This window comes from Devosia elaeis (assembly GCF_001650025.1).
GTDB lineage: Bacteria > Pseudomonadota > Alphaproteobacteria > Rhizobiales > Devosiaceae > Devosia > Devosia elaeis.
The window spans coordinates 58002-73706 of record NZ_LVVY01000130.1 but is presented as its reverse complement, the minus strand read 5'-3'; the positions used below and the strand labels follow the sequence as shown (position 1 = coordinate 73706).

The window sequence follows — 15705 nt, the reverse complement described above, 5'->3', positions numbered from 1 at the left end:
GACATCACCCATATAGGGTGAAGCGACAGGTCGGCATCCGACCATTTGGACAAAGGGGCATTGCCTTCGTGAAGACATTTACTTTTGCTCTGGTTCTGCCGACCTTGCTGGCCTTGGCCGGGCCCGTTTCGGCGCAATCGCCCGCCCAATGCGCGGCCATTGACGACGACGGCGCCCGGCTTGCCTGCTACGACGAATTGTTCCGCAATGCGGGCGGGACAGGTGACGCGACGGCAATCGTATTCGAATCCGAGCAATTGATTCCGGCGCGGCCCAGCGGCCGGGCTCCGGCCACCATCACGGTGTCCTGCCAGGCCAACGGATTGCAGGTGGCCTTCGGCTTTGCCGGCAATACGCTGTCCTCGCTGGGCAATGATGTGGGCCTGACCCTGCAATATGATCTCACGCGCCGCAGCAGCACGCTGCCGGTCAATGCCGAAAACAATGCCGTGCTGATCGACAATACGCGGGATGCCCTGGCCTTCATCGACAACCTGGCCGGCGTGACCAACCTGACCGTGCGCGTCACCCCTGCCAGCACTCGCACGCTCTCCGTGCGCTTCCGCGTGGACAGCTTCGCGCAGGACGTGGCACCAGTCGTTGCTGAATGTTCGTGAGCTGATCGCTCGGCACACGGAATTGTCATCAGGTCGGAAGGCTCCGCTGGCGCGGCTCTTGGATTGAGGTTCTCGCCGCGCCCGGGCCGGTTTCAGACGGATATCGGGCGTGCGGACGGTCCCCGCGTACAATATGCCGCAGCCCTTTTAGGCCCGCGCCGCATCCTCGCCATATCCCTGCCCTTTCAGGGCCCCGATACGCATTTACTCCCCGCTAACCCTAATAAGAGATGATCACGCTCGTCGGCATTTGAGCGTCACATTTGCCGCGCCTGAGTTGTGTTTTGTAGCGTTGAGTAGCGTTTATGGCCCTTTCCCACCGGCCCCAGGTGCGTCCGCACCGGGTCAGAGCGGTTCGCCGGGGATCTGCCCTTGCCAGGACGATGACAGTGGGCGTCGTCGCGTCCCTGACCTATCTGGGCCTCGCCAATGGCGCCTTCGGACCGGCCTCCGGGCCCTTGGGCGAATATGGCGTGCCGGGACAAGGTGAACCGCAATTTTCTCTTGCCAGCCTTACCTATTCGGGTGTCGATCCGGTCATCACCGGGTCGGTCGACCACCTCTTCGCCTCCGCCAGTTTTACCGGGCCCAATCGGGCCGAGAAGACCGACCGCGTCCGGCCGGCCGTCGACGTCATGGCCATTGCCAGGAGCTTCGAGGAGGCCCGCACGCGCCTTGCCGCGCTGCGGTCGCCGGCGGATCCGGCCGCTCTCGGCCAATCCAGCGTTGCCGATGCCGGCGACAATGACGAGCCTGGTCCGCGCATGTCGGTGGCCGCGCTCCATCCCAATGCCGCCGCGGCGCTGGACGCCATTGCCGGCATCGCCCCGGGCAGCCGGGAAAATCTGGGCGATATACCCTTGCCCGACACCATGCCCGAGCAACTGGCCTATGCCCGCGCCAATGCGCCGGTCAGTTCCGAACCGCTGGAGCCCGAGGAACTCAAGGTATCCGACCGCGAGCTCTGGTGCATGGCCACGGCCATCTATTTCGAGGCGCGCGGCGAAAGCTATCGCGGCCAGGTGGCGGTGGCACAGGTGGTGATGAACCGCACCAAGGACCATCGCTATCCCGACACCATCTGCGGCGTGGTGTTCCAGAACCAGCACAAGCGCAATGCCTGTCAGTTCTCCTTTGCCTGCGACGGCATTCCCGAAGTGGTCAACGAGCGCAAGCCCTGGGAACAGGCCGAGGATATCGCCGCCAAGGTGACGAGCGGCGCGCTCTACCTGGCCGAAGTCGGCGACGCCACCCATTACCACGCCACCTATGTGCGCCCCGCCTGGGCCCCGCGCATGGACAAGGTGACCCAGATCGGCCTGCACGTCTTCTACAAGTTCAAGCGCGGCTGGCTGTTCGGGTAGGGGCTGGCGATTACCGATAGCGGGGCGTATTCACGGCGATGAAGGAATTGCCGGTCTGCGTCGCAAAGCCCTGCCAATGGCCGCCGGACCAATAGGCGAACCAATTGCGATTCTTATCGGCCGGCGTCACCTCGATGCCCGGATAGAGCACGTGTTTTGAGGTCAGGCCGTCCGTCGAATAGGTGCCGGTGGCGGTGCTGGTGATGCTGACATAGCTGACCCGGCCGGCCTCGATCTTCTTGACCGTGGCGGTGGAAAGCGGGTCGGTCGAGACCCAATCGGCATAGCTGACTTCGTAGTCCCGTCCGTCGAATTTCACCAGCTTGTCGGTGTCGAACCCGGCCGGCATTTCGTCGGCGAAGACCTCCAGCACATAGCCGGGGCCGATGGCGGCCAAAGCGGTGGCGCAAAGGGCGCCCAGGGTCATGCCCAGAAGCATATGGCGTGTCGGCAGGTTCATCTTGGCCACCCGATCTGTTTCAATTCGGCACAGATGCCTTAACGGATCAGTAACCATGGCGCTGCCGGGCCGCGATGGGATTGTTAATTTATGGTTAATTCCGCCGAGGTCAGGCGCGGGGCACTTGGGCGCTAATGGCTTCAAATACCTCGATAAAACGGTCATGCGCCTGATGGGTGGGCCAGGGGCGGATCAGCCGGTCGAAGGCATCGACGTCGAAGGCGGACTGGCCCGGCTCGCCGAAGAATTTGCGGGCCTCGGCCGGATCGAAGCCGGCCAGGTGGGTGGCCTCGAAATAGGCCGCCTCGCGATCGGCTTTCTTGACCAGCTTGCCCAGGGCCGCGGGCATGGTGGCGGGCAGCGAAAATCGCAGGTAAATCGCTGACAACAAACGATTTTCCACGTCCTTGTAATTGCCGCCCATCGCCGCCTTGAAGGGGGAGATGATGTCGCCCATGACATATTCGGGGGCGTCGTGGAACAGGGCCTGCAATTGCGCCACCGGGCCCGCATCCGGATTGGCGGCGCGGAACAATTCGAGCACCAGAACCGAATGCTGGGCGACGGAAAAGGGATAATCGCCAAGGGTTTGGCCGTTCCAGCGGGCGACGCGCGCCAGGCCGTGGGCAATGTCGGAAAGCTCGACATCGACGGGCGAGGGGTCGAGAATATCGAGACGGCGACCGGACAGCATACGCTGCCAGGCACGGGAGCTTTGGCGTGACATCGGGGGCGACTTGGTTAGCAGACTGTTAGCGCCGAGAGTAACAGATGCTGCCGATTCGAGAATGGCGGTGCCACGGCAAAGGCGATAGGCACCCTCCCCCTCGCGGGGAGGGCAGGGGTGGGGGGGTACGTTCAGGCATCGAGGCGCCCGCACCCCCTCCGAGCTTCGCTAGGCCTAGCGGCCAAGCTGCGCTACCTCCCCCCTCAAGGGGGAGGTGAAACGCCGGTGGTTGCCCTGCCTCGGGCTATTCCTCCCCACCGACCTCGCTAAATGTGTACGTCGCCCAATCCGGCAATGAGAGCGCCACCGGCTTGCCATCGACCGTCACCGCCTCGGGATCGGTGATGCGGTCCAGGCGGAGGATGGCTACGGCTTTTCCGTCCACGACCTGGCCGACATTACCGGCCTCGCGGCTGCCGGTGGCGAGGGCGCTGCCGGCGGGGGCGGCGATGCCGGAGACGATGACGGGGCGGCGGCGGGCGGTGCCGCGATGCTTCATGCGGGAAACGACTTCCTGGCCGACATAGCAGCCTTTGACGAAATCAATGCCATCCAGGATGTCGAGGCCGATATCGTGGGCGAAGGCGTCGTTGGCGGGGAAATCGTTACCCTGATGCAGGATGCCGGCGGCGATGCGGGCGGCGTGATAGACCCGGTCATCGGACCAGCCGCCGGTCTCGGCCACAGGCGCGATCACGCGCCAGCCCAATTGCGCCGGGCCGCGCCGGTCGCGCTGGGCGCCGGGGACCTGCTCCAGGGAAAAGCCGAGGCGATGGCTGTCGCGCAGATCCTCGATCTCGGCCTTGGCGCGGAGCCTGTACATGCGCATGCGCTTGAAGAAATCGTCGGCGACGCTTTCATGCGCGTCGAGCCAGAGGGCGTCGCCCATCCAGCCGGCCAGGCCCTCGGCGAGAATCTTGCCCTGCGGCGATAGCAGTGCCCAGGCCGCCGCATCGGCCGCCTCGCTATCCGGCACATGGCCGGTGACCACGTCGTTGAGGAGCTTATGGGCATCGGGGCCGGAAAAACGGAACAGGACGCGGTCGGCGCGCAGGTGGATAGTCATCGGACACTCCAGACAGAGGTTCCCGCTTTCGCGGGAATGACCCGGCGACGGGATGGACAGGCAAGCCCGCGAGCTTCTAGAACCATGCGCAATCCAACCAGACCGGGACCGCAGACATGGCGCAGTACGACACCATTTTCAAGAACGCCCATGTGGTCAACCAGGACGGCGAGGGGCTGGCCGATATTGCGGTGAAGCATGGCCGCATCGCCGCGCTCGGCAGTGTCGACGGCAGCGCGGCGGAGATCGTCGATTGCAAGGGGCTGCATATCCTGCCCGGCGTCATCGATACGCAGGTGCATTTCCGCGAGCCCGGACTGACGCATAAGGAGGACCTGGAGACCGGCTCGCTCGGGGCCGTCATGGGCGGGGTGACGGGTGTGTTCGAAATGCCCAATACCAATCCGCTGACGACGAGCCGCGAAACCTTCGAGGCCAAGATCGCCGCCGGCACCAATCGCATGCATTGCGACTTCGCCTTCTATATCGGCGGTACGCATGACAATGTCGGCGAACTGGCCATGCTGGAAAAGCTGCCGGGCTGCGCCGGCATCAAGGTGTTCATGGGCTCGTCCACCGGCTCGCTGCTGGTGCAGGACGATGCGGGGGTGGAGGCCATTCTGCGCGCCATTTCGCGCCGCGCCGCCTTCCATTCGGAAGACGAATATATGCTGGAGGAGCGCAAGCACCTGCGCGTGCCGGGCGATCCGTCGAGCCACCCGGTCTGGCGCTCGCCGGACGTGGCGATGCGCTGCACCACGCGGCTGGTCAACCTCGCCCGCAAGACCGGCAAGCGCATCCATGTGCTGCATATTTCCACCAAGGAAGAGATCGTCTATCTGGCCGACCACAAGGATGTGGCGAGCGTGGAAGTGACGCCGCATCACCTGACGCTGGACGAAACGGCCTATACCCGGCTGGGCACTTATGCGCAGATGAACCCGCCGGTGCGCGACAAGGCGCATCGCGAGGGCATCTGGAAGGGTGTCGCCAATGGCGTGGCCGATATATTGGGCTCGGACCATGCCCCCCATACGCGGGCGGAAAAGGACCATCCCTATCCCGAAAGTCATTCCGGCATGACCGGGGTGCAGACGCTGGTGCCGACCATGCTGGACCACGTCAATGCCGGGCGGCTGAGCCTGCAGCGCTTCGTCGACATGACCAGCCACGGCCCCAACCGGCTGTTCGGCATCGCCAACAAGGGCCGCATCGCGGTGGGCTATGACGCGGACCTGACAATCGTGGACATGAAGCGCCGCGAAACCATCAAGAATGACTGGATCAGGAGCCGCGCCGGCTGGACCCCCTATGACGGGGTGAGCGTCACCGGATGGCCGGTGGGCACCGTGGTGCGCGGGCACAAGGTGATGTGGCAGGGCGAACTCGTGACGCCCAGCAAGGGCCAGCCGATGCGGTTCCTGGAGGCGCTGATATAGGGGAGGGCGGGCGTCCCTCATTCCTGGACGCTTCCTTACCCACGGAGTCATTCCCGCAGCGGGAACCTTTGTTTGCGATCCCTGTATCGGTAACGGAGGTCCCCGCTTTCGCGGGGATGACATCGTGAAAAGTCACGGACTGGTGCGCCCGCAGTGAAACTCCTCCTCAAGGGGGAGGGGCGCAACGAACCGAGCTCGTAGCGCGCGCTGAAGCACTCGGAACAAGCACTGGCCGACAGGATCGAGGGGGCCATCCCCCTCCCCATCCCTCCCCGCAAGGGGGAGGGTGCCGGGCCGGTGTGTGAGACACAAATGCTGCCTCATACTGGATGCGGCACCTCCCCTTCACGGGGGAGGATGGGAGGGGGTGCCGGCACGCACGAGACATTTGTCCATATGCGATAGCCCTCGGGTCGGACCCGACGGCAAACGGTGTCTGGGGCAGGCGCGATAGTCTCGCGACTTGACCGGACGCACGACGCCCGCCATCTTTCCCGGGCGCGGCCGTTTCGGCCGGCGTCATTGTGAGAAAGCAACAGAGATCATGCGACGATAGGTTAAATCCGGCGGCACTGGCCGCTCCCGCCATATTGATAAGCTGTTCTTCGCGTCGGTCGCCGGCAATGGCCTGAGACCGAGTGCTTGTTTTCCGTGCCCTAACCCCAAAAAGGAGGCGGGCGCGGACAGCGCTCGCGAAGCCATGTCTCAATTTTCATCGCTATCGTCATCCCCGTCCACGTCCACGGGCCGCAACAGGCTGTTTCGGGGCCTGCGCCTGGGCGTGGCCATATGGGGCCGCCGGCTGCGGCGGCAGCTCCGGCGCTATGCCCGACCGCGCCAATTCTGTCCCGACGACCTGCGCCAGGATGTCGGCCTGCCGCCTTTGCCGCCCCGGCATGATTGGTGGAGCAATGGCAGACGGTGGTAGTGGTTCTGTGGGTTGAATGCGGGCGCCGGCTTTCCCTCTCCCCTTGCGGGAGAGGGTGGATCGCGCGCAGTGCGAGACGGGTGAGGGGTCTCGCCGCCTGCGCGGTGCTTGCGACGGCAAACCCCTCATCCGCCCCTTCGGGCACCTTCTCCCGCAAGGGGAGAAGGGAGAAAGAGCTGCGTCAGGCGGGGACGTGCTGGTCTAGTGCCAGGTTCAGGATGGCGGCGATGTCGAAGCCGGTGGCAAATCCAGATCGCGGATTTGCCCGGGGGTGAACCATCGCGCTTCGAGGGCGTCGTCGCCGGGCTGCGGGTCGCCCGCCTGCCAGTCGCAGCGGGCGGCGACGATGACGAAGTGGAACCGGAGATCTCCGCCGGCGTCATATTCGATGGCATCCACCGCGGTGAGCACCTTGCCGAAACGCGCCACTATCCCGGTTTCCTCGGACAATTCGCGAAGCGCGGCCTCGCCCAGGTTTCGCCGCGTTCGATTTTCCCGGCCGGAAAACTCCAGCGGCCGGCATCGGGGGCTTTAGAGCGGCGCACCAGCAGGAATTGCCCATGCTTGCGGACAATCGCCATGACGCCGGCAATCGGCCTTTCCATCGCCAAAGCCCTCAATCGCCGGCCACGAAGGCGGACCATTCGCCGCTTTCGCTGATGAAGGTGCGCCAGAAATACCAGGCGCCCATACGGGCGAGCTCGTCGATCTGCGCCTTGTCGAGCAGTCGATAGGCGTCGACCTGTTGGGCGGGCGTCAGGGTTTCGGGGTTTATCTCGGCCAGGTAGGGCCAGATGTAATAGGTTTCGCCGCCGCTATCGGGATAGAAGGCATAGGGCTGGTCGAGGAGGTCGACCAGAAGGCCCAGGATCTGGCGGCCGTCATCGTCCTCGGACACGTCCTTGAGATAGGCCAGCGCATCGTCGGGATCGCCGAAGCTGACCCGGGGTGGAAGGTCCTGCGCGTCGATGATCGCCTGCAAGGCCTCGATATCGCCGGTGCGGGCGGCGTCGATCAGCTGCTGCCGCTTCTCCCGCACCGGCGGGGGCAGGGCGGAAATGTCGCTGCTGATTTCGGGCTCCGGCCAGACATAGTCTGACTCCGCCTCCTGGGCGGAGACCGGCAGGGCAAGGGCGAAAGCGGCGGCGAGGGCTATGGCGAGGCGCATGATCGAATCTCCCTTTTGGGGAAGGTTAGGATCATTCCGTGTCGCGCGTAAGGCGCCGCTATTGCAGGATGCGCTCGAGATTATATTCGCCGTTGCGGATGCGGTCCGGCAATTGGGCGATGAGCTCGGCGGTGGCCTCGTCACCATGCAGGCGCACGAAGGTGGCGAGCGCGGCAAAGAGCGAGGCATGGGCCAGCGCGGCGCTTTCGATGCCGTCTTCCTCGGCACCGTTCCAGGCCTCGGCCAGATATTCCAGCGCCAATTGGCGTTCGGCCTGGCCATGGTCGAAAGGACCCAGCCCCGAGACGGGCGCAAAAATGGACTTCGTGGTGCTCATTATGGCGGCATAACACGCATGGCCCGCCGCGGCGCGGCGGAAGTAATGCAAAGGTTAATGCGGGGTAGGCAATTCTACCAAGGCGTTAACACTCTATTCGGCAAACCGCGTACGGATTTCGCGGGCCAGGCGCTGGGCTTCCTGCAGGAGCCGCGTCAGCGCCTCGCGCGAGGCCGGGGTGCATTGCTTGTGGAAGCGCGAAAAGGCGGTGTAGCCGCCATTGAAGGCGCCGGCCAGGCGCTGGCGGCGGTCTTCGTCGGGCTCGTCCAGCGCGATCAGTTCGGCCATTTCCGCCCGCCAGTCCTCATTGCCGGAAGCGCAGAGCGGCTGGAGGAAGTAAAGGCTGCCCATGATCTCGGCCAGCCGCTCCATCTGGCGCTGATAGGGCGGATCGATGGCGAGAACGGGGCCGGTGAGGGTGAGAAGGAGGAGCATGCTGCAAAGCCAGCGGGCGCCGGTACCCCCACCCCTGTCCCCTCCCCACAAGGGGGAGGGAGACGATGGAACCGGGCTTGCGCCTCCCTCCCCTTGAGGGGGAGGGAATGAGGGTGGGGTGGGGCCAGGGGCGCGATCGCGGGACGGAAGCTGCATCATCCCGCCCTTCTACCAGCTCAGCCCCAGAACCTTGAAGCATTCCCTGATCACGTCATCGAGCCTGGACGTGGTGCGCAGGGCCGGGAGCATGCCGGGATCGGCCCATTTGTGGTCCGAAATCTCGTCCGAGGGGGTGATGGCGCCGGAAAAATCGGTGGTGGTGAAGACCGCCAGGCGATAGGCGCCATGGCGGCCCAGCTCCTGGGTGATGGCGTGGCGGGGATTGCGGATGACGATGCCCAGCTCCTCCTGCACCTCGCGGATGGCGCATTGCTCGATGGTCTCGCCGGGGTCCATGCGGCCGCCGGGAAAGGTCCAGAGATTCTGGTAGGGTGCGAAGGCGCGCTTGATCAGCAGGATCCTGCCGTCGCGCACGATGCCGACACTGGCGGCGTTGGGTTGATCTGTCATGGCCTTGTGGCGGTTTGCGATTCGTCTGCCAAGAGACTACCTCTCTCAGGGTAAAGGAGACACATCATGTGCGGACGCTATGCGTCGACATTGCCGCCCGAAATGATGCAGGCGCTGTTCCAGCTGCTCAACAGCGTCGAAATGGTGCCGCGCTACAATATCGCGCCGACCCAGCCCATCGTCGCCATCTGGGAGGCAGAGGGGCGGCGCGAGGCGCATTTCGCCCGCTGGGGCCTGGTGCCGGGCTGGGTCAAGGACCCGCGGGAGTTTCCGCTCCTGGTCAATGCCAGGGCCGAGAGCATGGCCGACAAGCCCGCCTTTCGCGATCCGCTGAAACATGGGCGCTGCATCGTGCCGGCCAGCGGCTATTACGAATGGCATACCGGGCCGGACAAGCAGAAGCGCCCCTATTACATCACCCGCGCGGACGGTCAGCCGCTGGCCCTGGCCGGGCTCTGGGCGACCTGGAGCGGGCCAGAGGGTGAGGAAATCGACAGCGTGGCGACCATCACCGTGCCGACCAATGCGCAATTGTCGGTGATCCATCACCGCATGCCGGCCATCCTGCTCGACGCGGAAAGCCAGGATGCCTGGCTCAATGTCCGCGAGGTGCGAGCGCGGGACGCGGCGCAGATGGCGTTGCCGCTCGAGGATGGAGTGCTGCAATTCCACCCGGTCTCCACGCGGGTCAATTCGGCGCGCGACGATGATCCGGGCCTGATCGAGCCGGTGGCCGAGGAAAAGCCGCAGCCTGCGGTGAAGCAGGCCGCAACCGGCCGGCAGATGGACCTGTTCTGAGCTAGATGATCTCGAAATAGCCCAGCGCGTCGCCGATGGCCTCTTCCTCATAGCCGAGATGGCTGAGCAGGACCTTTTCCAGCGCGCGGAAGACTTCCACCGCATCCTCGAAATGCTCCCGGCCCGGCGCGTCGGCGAGGGCGATCAGGGCATCGATCAACTTTTCGAGCAGGTGATGCACGACCACGTGTTCCGCCTGGAGGCGGTCGGCAATGGCCTTGAAGGCGGGGCCCTGTGCGGCGATCGAGGGGAAAATCGCCTGGTCCTCGATGGAATGATGGCCATGCACGAACTGGCAATATTGCCCGCACAAGGTGCCGAAGCGGCGATAGTTCGAGACCATGACCAGATCGGCGGTCTCGGCCTTGATATCGTCGACGCTGGCCTTGCCCTCGGCGGCGCGCTCGATGAGCCGCCCCAGCACGACCATGTTGTCGCGCAGGTGGTCGTGGATCATCTTGAGGTGCTCGCCGGGCGCCTTCTGCGCCGCAGTGAGGGCGGGCAGTTCGGGAATGGCCGGACGGGTGGCGTCGTCGAGGAATTGAATGTCTTTGAGCAGCATGGGGGAGAGATGGGACGATGCCGCGCGCCGTGCAAGAAGGCACATCGGGGTGACCGGGTGACATCCAGTGAGGGATGGCTTCGGGCCTAGCCCAGCATTTTTCCGGGGTTCAGAATCCCCTTGGGATCGAGCGCATTCTTGATCGCGCGCATCATCTCCAGCGCTACCGGGTCCTTCACCTGTTTCAGCAGGTCCACCTTGAGCTGGCCGATGCCGTGTTCGGCGGAGACGGAACCGCCGAGCTTGAGGACGACATCGTAGATGATCTCGTGCACGGCCTCGTCATATTCGGCCATGAAGGCCTTGGGATCGGCGCCGACGGGCTGGCTGAAATTGAAGTGGATATTGCCGTCGCCCATATGGCCGAAGGGCACGGGGCGGATGCCGGGCACGCGTTTTTCGACGGCGGCGGAGCCCTCGGCGATGAGGCGCGGCACGGCGGCGATGGGCACGGAGACGTCGTGCTTGATCGAGGCGCCTTCGCGCGACTGGCACTCGCTCATCTGCTCGCGGAAGGCCCACATGCGGGTGCGGTCGGCCAAGGATTCCGCCATGGTGGCGTCGGAAATCAGCGTGGCCTCGAAGGCTGCTTCAAGCGCCGATTGCAGCGAGCCGGGCGCGGTGCCGGCCATGCGGGTCAATTCGATCAGCGCATACCAGGGCGAGGCGCTGGCGGTGGGGTCGGCATCGAGCATCTGGTGGCGCAGCTGGATGTCGAGGCCGATCCAGGGGATGAGCTCGAAAGCATTGAGCCGGGAGCCGGCGCGTTCGCGCATGAGCCCGAACAGCTCGAACGCGGCCTCGGGCGAGGCGATATTGACCAGCGCGGTCTCGTAATCCTCGGGCAGGGGATAGAGTTTCAAACTGGCGGCGGTGATGATGCCCAAAGTGCCTTCGGCACCGACCAGCAGGTCCTTGAGATCGTAGCCGGTATTGTCCTTCTTGAGCGCATTGAGGCCGTTGTAGAGCCTGCCATCGGCCAAAACCGCCTCGACACCCATGGTCAATTCGCGCGCATTGCCATAGGCCAGCACGTTGACGCCGCCGGCATTGGAGGAGAGGACGCCGCCAATGCGGGCAGAACCCTGCGAGGCGAGCCAGAGCGGAAACATCGCGCCCTCCGCCTCGACCGCGCGATGGGCATTTTCGAGAATGGTGCCGGCCTCGGCCACCATGACGCCCGCCGCGGCATCGATCGAGCGGATGCGGTCGAGCTTTTGAAGGCTGAGGATCACCTCGTCACCCCGCCGCGGCACCTGCGCCCCGACCAGGCCGGTATTGCCGCCTTGGGGCACGATGCCGACATTGTTTTCGTGCGCCCAGCGCATGACGGCCTGCACGGCGGCGACATCGGGTGGCGTGACAACGGCGGCGGCTGCGATGTGGAACCGCTTGCGCGGCTCGCTGAGCCAGGCACCCATCCTGGCGACATCGCCGACGACATTGTCGCCCCCGACAAGGGCGGAAAGGGCGGAAACGATCTCATTGGCGGGCAGGGACATGACAAATCCGGGAGGCACAACAGATAAGCGGGCGGCGCGCTTGTCCGCCCCCGATCCCATGTGCCACAAGCAGGCGGACGACTCCAGCATTGAGGACGCGCGCTCGCGCGAGATGACATGACTTCCCTGGTCTGGCCGGAAATCTATTTCATCCGGCATGGCGAAACGCCATGGAACGCAGAACGCCGTTATCAGGGCCGCAAGGACATTCCGCTCAATGAAAAGGGCCGGGGCCAGGCCAGCCAGAACGGCCGGACATTGGCGGCCCTGTTCAAGGCGCGCGGACTGAAGCCACAGGATTTCGAATGGCACGCCTCCCCGCTGGGCCGTACGCGCGAGACCATGGATCGGGTGCGGCTGGGATTTTCCCAGCACCTGCCGGAGGTGCAATATGACGTGCGGCTGATGGAAATCAGCTTCGGCGTGCTGGAGGGGAGCCTGCACGAGGAATTGCCGGCCAACCTGGCGCGCGCGCCGGGCGAGCGGGACGAAACCTATTGGGATTTCCGGCCCGAAAACGGCGAGAATTATCGCGATGTCGAAGCCCGGCTGGTCGAATTTGCCGGCGTGCTCAACGGCCCCTCGGTGGTGGTGGCCCATGGCGGCATCGCCCGGACGCTGCGCGTGCTGATCGAAAGGGCGCCGATCGTCGACGTTATCAACTGGGCCCCGCCCCAGGACGTGATCATGCATTTCACGCCTGGCCGGATGGAACTGATCGGCGCCGGCGACGTGTAAACTTGTTGCGGGGTCGGATCGGGCTTATCTTGTGGGGACATGAGCCGATGGAGGCGCCTGTGAACGAGATCAGAGTGATTGAGGGCACGACAGTCCAGTTGCGCGAGGAAGAGGATGGCGCACAGGTTTTTGTCGTGCCGGCCGGCTTTGAGTTTCCCAGGGGCGAAGTCACCATTCGCAAGGATGGCGACCGGTTGATTATCGAGCCGGCCGTCGCCGAACGAAAGGCACCACAAACCTGGGCCGAATTGTTCGATCAGATGGAGACGATCGACGTGGAATGGCCCGATGTCGATGAAGGGCTGCTACCGCTGGACGACATCGAACTTTGAGCGACGTCGAGATTATGGTGGATACCAATATCGCGTCGCATTTCATGCGGTATCCAGAGGGTAAAACCGCGCAAAGGATGCGGAGCCAAAGCGTACGCAGTGTGGGAATCTCGATCATCGCGGTGAGCGAGCTGCGCTTCGGAGCGGCCAAGATTGGCTCCGCCAGGCTGCATGACCAGATCGAATGGGTATTGACCCGGATGACGGTGTTGGCCCTCGACGCACCGGTGGACGCGGCCTATGCCGATATTCGCGCCTATCTGGAGCGACAAGGCACGCCGATAGGGGCGAACGATTTGCTCATTGCGGCGCACGCTCTTGCCCTGGATTTGCCGCTCGCCACCGACAATATCCGTGAATTTTCCCGCGTGCCCGGTCTTCGCGTCGAGAACTGGCTCGATTGACCTCGGGCCGGGCGCTGCCTAGAAAGCGCACAATCCAAGGGGCTGCGCCATGTCTTTCAATACGTTCGGGCATCTTTTCCGTTTCACCACCTGGGGCGAGAGCCATGGGCCGGCCTTGGGCGTGGTGGTGGATGGCTGCCCGCCGGGCATCGCGCTGACGCCGGAGATGATCCAGGCCGATCTCGACCGCCGCAAGCCGGGGCAGAGCAAATATACGACCCAGCGCCGCGAGGCGGACGAAGTCAAAATCCTCTCCGGCGTGTTCGAGGATGAGCGCACCGACGGGCCGCGCACCACCGGTACGCCGATTTCGCTGCTGATCGAGAATACCGACCAGCGCTCCAAGGATTATTCGGACATCCGCGACAAATATCGGCCCGGCCACGCCGATTACACCTATGACCAGAAATACGGCATCCGCGATTATCGCGGCGGCGGACGCACCTCGGCGCGCGAGACGGCGGCGCGGGTGGCCGCCGGCGCGGTGGCGCGGCAGGTGCTCAAGGGCGTGACGATAAGGGCGAGCCTGGTGCAGATGGGGCCGCACAAGATCGATTATGCCAATTTCGACTGGGACCAGGTGGGCGAAAACCCGTTCTTCTGCGCCGATGCCAAGGCGGCCGAACTCTGGGCCGATTATCTCGACGGCTTGCGCAAGAACGGCAATTCGGCCGGGGCGGTGATCGAGGTGGTGGCCGAGGGCGTGCCGGCCGGCTGGGGCGCGCCGATCTATGGCAAGCTCAGCGCCGATCTGGCCTCGGCGATGATGAGCATCAACGCGGTCAAGGCGGTGGAAATCGGCGCCGGCTTCGAAGCGGCGGGCCTGACCGGCGTGGAAAATGCCGACCAGATGCGGGCAGGGGCCGAGCGGCCCTATTTCCTCTCCAACCATGCCGGCGGCATTCTGGGCGGGGTGAGCAATGGCGACCCGGTGGTCTGCCGCTTCGCCGTCAAGCCGACATCCTCCATTCTGACGCCGCGCCAGACCGTGACCACGGCCAACGAGGACACCGATATCATCACCAAGGGCCGTCACGACCCCTGCGTGGGCATTCGCGCCGTGCCGGTGGGCGAGGCGATGATGGCGCTGGTGCTGGCCGACCACATGCTGCGGCACCGGGGACAGACCGGGCGCGAAGGCGGCGTGGGGTTTCAGCGGAACTAGGGGCGTTCACTGCCGAGCCAAGATGGCGACATATCCCCACCACCGTCACCACCGGGCTTGTCCCGGTGGTCCATACACACGGTAAGATGGATTGCCGGGACAAGCCCGGCAATGACGAAAAAATTGAGTGACGGTGACTGCCGTTTCAGTCGATGAATGGCGTCAGCTCAGCCCAAACGAAACCCGAACAGTCCCCGCTTTACCCGCAACTCTCCCCGCGCTTCCAGATATTCCATATGCGCGCCGATGGTCATGGCCGCGGCGCGCCGGACTTTGGCCGGCTGGGTGGGGTAGATGGCGTCGACGACGGCCCCGATGGTCCTTGCGCCGTTTCGCACTGCGGCGATCACCTGTTCGTTGCGCATCTGTCGATGGGCCTTGAGGGCGGTGGCGTGGGCTGGGCCGTCGGCGATGGGGCCGCCATGGGCGGGGAGATAAAGCCGGTAGGGCAGGGCGATGAGCTTGTCGAGCGAGGCGAAATAATCGGCCATCGAGCCGTCGGGCGCCGAGACCAGGGTGGAATTCCAGCCCATGACATGGTCGCCCGAGAGCAGGATGTCGGTGCCGGCGAGGCCGAAGGCGAGGTGATTGGCGCAATGACCCGGCGTGGCGTGGACGACGAGGCCGAGATCGCCCGCTACGACGGTTTCGCCATCGAGCAAAGTGCGGTCCGGCACCAGATCCCAATCGGCGGAATTGCGCAGGGCGTTGCGCTCGAATCGGCGCAGGGGGCGGGACAGCCGGTGTGGCCCGCCGAACCAGAGCGGGGCGCCGGTGTCGCGGCGCCATCTGGCGGCGGCGGCGCTGTGATCGCGATGGGTATGGGTGAGGATTATGGCGGTGAGCGGACGGCCGGCCATGGCGGCCCTGAGGGCGGATTCGTGGCGCTCGTCCTCGGGGCCGGGATCGATCAGCGCCAGTTTTTCCCGGCCGATGAGGAAGCTGTTGGTGCCGGTGAACGTGTAGGGCGAGGCATTGGGCGCGGTGACGCGGACGACGCCCGGCGCCTGGGGCACGGCTTGCCCGACATGGGGACGAAAGTCTGTGTCGAAGTGGAGGGCCGGAGCGGAGCTTGCCATTGCACGAACGATAA

General features: G+C 64.7%; 18 protein-coding genes and 1 pseudogene. 8 read left to right on the top strand and 11 right to left on the bottom strand.

Annotated features, from left to right (window positions below):
- The first annotated feature begins 68 nt into the window (after window positions 1-68).
- Window positions 69-617 carry a hypothetical protein gene (locus A3840_RS17575; RefSeq protein WP_131798368.1) on the top strand — a complete coding sequence of 183 codons (549 nt, stop codon included), beginning with the start codon at window positions 69-71 and terminating at the stop codon, window positions 615-617.
- A 383-nt stretch (window positions 618-1000) separates the two neighbouring features.
- Window positions 1001-1981, top strand: coding sequence for a cell wall hydrolase (locus A3840_RS17570; protein WP_067460011.1), 981 nt, complete (start codon window positions 1001-1003; stop codon window positions 1979-1981).
- Between the two features lie 10 nt (window positions 1982-1991).
- Here the strand turns inward: A3840_RS17570 and A3840_RS17565 are convergent, their stop codons facing one another.
- The 3 genes from A3840_RS17565 to ygfZ form a co-directional block, all read right to left on the bottom strand.
- Window positions 1992-2441 carry a hypothetical protein gene (locus A3840_RS17565; protein ID WP_131798367.1) on the bottom strand — a complete coding sequence of 150 codons (450 nt, stop codon included), beginning with the start codon at window positions 2439-2441 and terminating at the stop codon, window positions 1992-1994.
- A gap of 109 nt (window positions 2442-2550) precedes the next feature.
- Entirely contained in the window at window positions 2551-3168 is a 618-nt protein-coding gene (locus tag A3840_RS17560) for a YfbR-like 5'-deoxynucleotidase (RefSeq protein WP_067460008.1), read from the bottom strand.
- 244 nt (window positions 3169-3412) lie between these two features.
- Window positions 3413-4234: a CAF17-like 4Fe-4S cluster assembly/insertion protein YgfZ gene (gene ygfZ / locus A3840_RS17555; protein ID WP_067460006.1), complete on the bottom strand. Its 822-nt coding sequence runs from the start codon at window positions 4232-4234 to the stop codon at window positions 3413-3415.
- Window positions 4235-4350: 116 nt separating this feature from the next.
- Here ygfZ and A3840_RS17550 point away from each other — a divergent pair, with 116 nt between their 5' ends.
- Window positions 4351-5673, top strand: a complete 1323-nt coding sequence (locus A3840_RS17550; protein WP_067460004.1) for a dihydroorotase — start codon at window positions 4351-4353, stop codon at window positions 5671-5673.
- A 1141-nt stretch (window positions 5674-6814) separates the two neighbouring features.
- Here the strand turns inward: A3840_RS17550 and A3840_RS20065 are convergent.
- From A3840_RS20065 to A3840_RS17525, 5 genes and pseudogenes are all read right to left on the bottom strand, one after another.
- Window positions 6815-7182: pseudogene (locus A3840_RS20065) on the bottom strand (NUDIX hydrolase).
- Window positions 7183-7217: 35 nt separating this feature from the next.
- Window positions 7218-7769, bottom strand: coding sequence for a hypothetical protein (locus A3840_RS17540; RefSeq protein ID WP_067459994.1), 552 nt, complete (start codon window positions 7767-7769; stop codon window positions 7218-7220).
- Between the two features lie 58 nt (window positions 7770-7827).
- Complete coding sequence (locus A3840_RS17535) at window positions 7828-8106, bottom strand: hypothetical protein (RefSeq protein ID WP_067459992.1); 279 nt, start codon at window positions 8104-8106, stop codon at window positions 7828-7830.
- Between the two features lie 93 nt (window positions 8107-8199).
- Complete coding sequence (locus A3840_RS17530; protein ID WP_165603216.1) at window positions 8200-8541, bottom strand: TIGR02301 family protein; 342 nt, start codon at window positions 8539-8541, stop codon at window positions 8200-8202.
- Window positions 8542-8709: 168 nt separating this feature from the next.
- A complete protein-coding gene (locus tag A3840_RS17525; protein ID WP_067459982.1) occupies window positions 8710-9111 on the bottom strand; it encodes an NUDIX hydrolase in 402 nt (133 codons plus the stop codon).
- 66 nt (window positions 9112-9177) lie between these two features.
- On the opposite strand from A3840_RS17525, the gene A3840_RS17520 reads away from it, so the two are divergent.
- Complete coding sequence (locus A3840_RS17520; protein WP_067459980.1) at window positions 9178-9909, top strand: SOS response-associated peptidase; 732 nt, start codon at window positions 9178-9180, stop codon at window positions 9907-9909.
- 1 nt (window position 9910) lies between these two features.
- Here A3840_RS17520 and A3840_RS17515 read toward each other — a convergent pair whose 3' ends face one another.
- Together A3840_RS17515 and A3840_RS17510 are read right to left on the bottom strand one after the other, a co-directional pair.
- Entirely contained in the window at window positions 9911-10471 is a 561-nt protein-coding gene (locus A3840_RS17515) for a hemerythrin domain-containing protein (protein ID WP_067459977.1), read from the bottom strand.
- An 86-nt stretch (window positions 10472-10557) separates the two neighbouring features.
- Window positions 10558-11973 (bottom strand): FAD-binding oxidoreductase, encoded by a 1416-nt coding sequence (locus A3840_RS17510; RefSeq protein WP_082904003.1) that lies wholly within the window; start codon window positions 11971-11973, stop codon window positions 10558-10560.
- A gap of 117 nt (window positions 11974-12090) precedes the next feature.
- Between A3840_RS17510 and A3840_RS17505 the strand changes: the two genes are divergently transcribed.
- The 4 genes from A3840_RS17505 to aroC are packed head-to-tail and all read left to right on the top strand — an operon-like array spanning window position 12091 to window position 14612.
- On the top strand, window positions 12091-12711 hold the full coding sequence (locus A3840_RS17505) for a histidine phosphatase family protein (protein WP_067459972.1): 621 nt from the start codon (window positions 12091-12093) through the stop codon (window positions 12709-12711).
- Between the two features lie 59 nt (window positions 12712-12770).
- Complete coding sequence (locus A3840_RS17500; protein WP_131798366.1) at window positions 12771-13043, top strand: antitoxin; 273 nt, start codon at window positions 12771-12773, stop codon at window positions 13041-13043.
- 14 nt (window positions 13044-13057) lie between these two features.
- Window positions 13058-13447 (top strand): type II toxin-antitoxin system VapC family toxin, encoded by a 390-nt coding sequence (locus tag A3840_RS17495; protein WP_067460111.1) that lies wholly within the window; start codon window positions 13058-13060, stop codon window positions 13445-13447.
- 49 nt (window positions 13448-13496) lie between these two features.
- Window positions 13497-14612 carry a chorismate synthase gene (gene aroC, locus A3840_RS17490; protein WP_067459970.1) on the top strand — a complete coding sequence of 372 codons (1116 nt, stop codon included), beginning with the start codon at window positions 13497-13499 and terminating at the stop codon, window positions 14610-14612.
- Between the two features lie 167 nt (window positions 14613-14779).
- On the opposite strand, the gene A3840_RS17485 is transcribed toward aroC, so the two are convergent.
- A complete protein-coding gene (locus tag A3840_RS17485; RefSeq protein ID WP_245676661.1) occupies window positions 14780-15628 on the bottom strand; it encodes an MBL fold metallo-hydrolase in 849 nt (282 codons plus the stop codon).
- Between the last annotated feature and the right edge of the window lie 77 nt (window positions 15629-15705).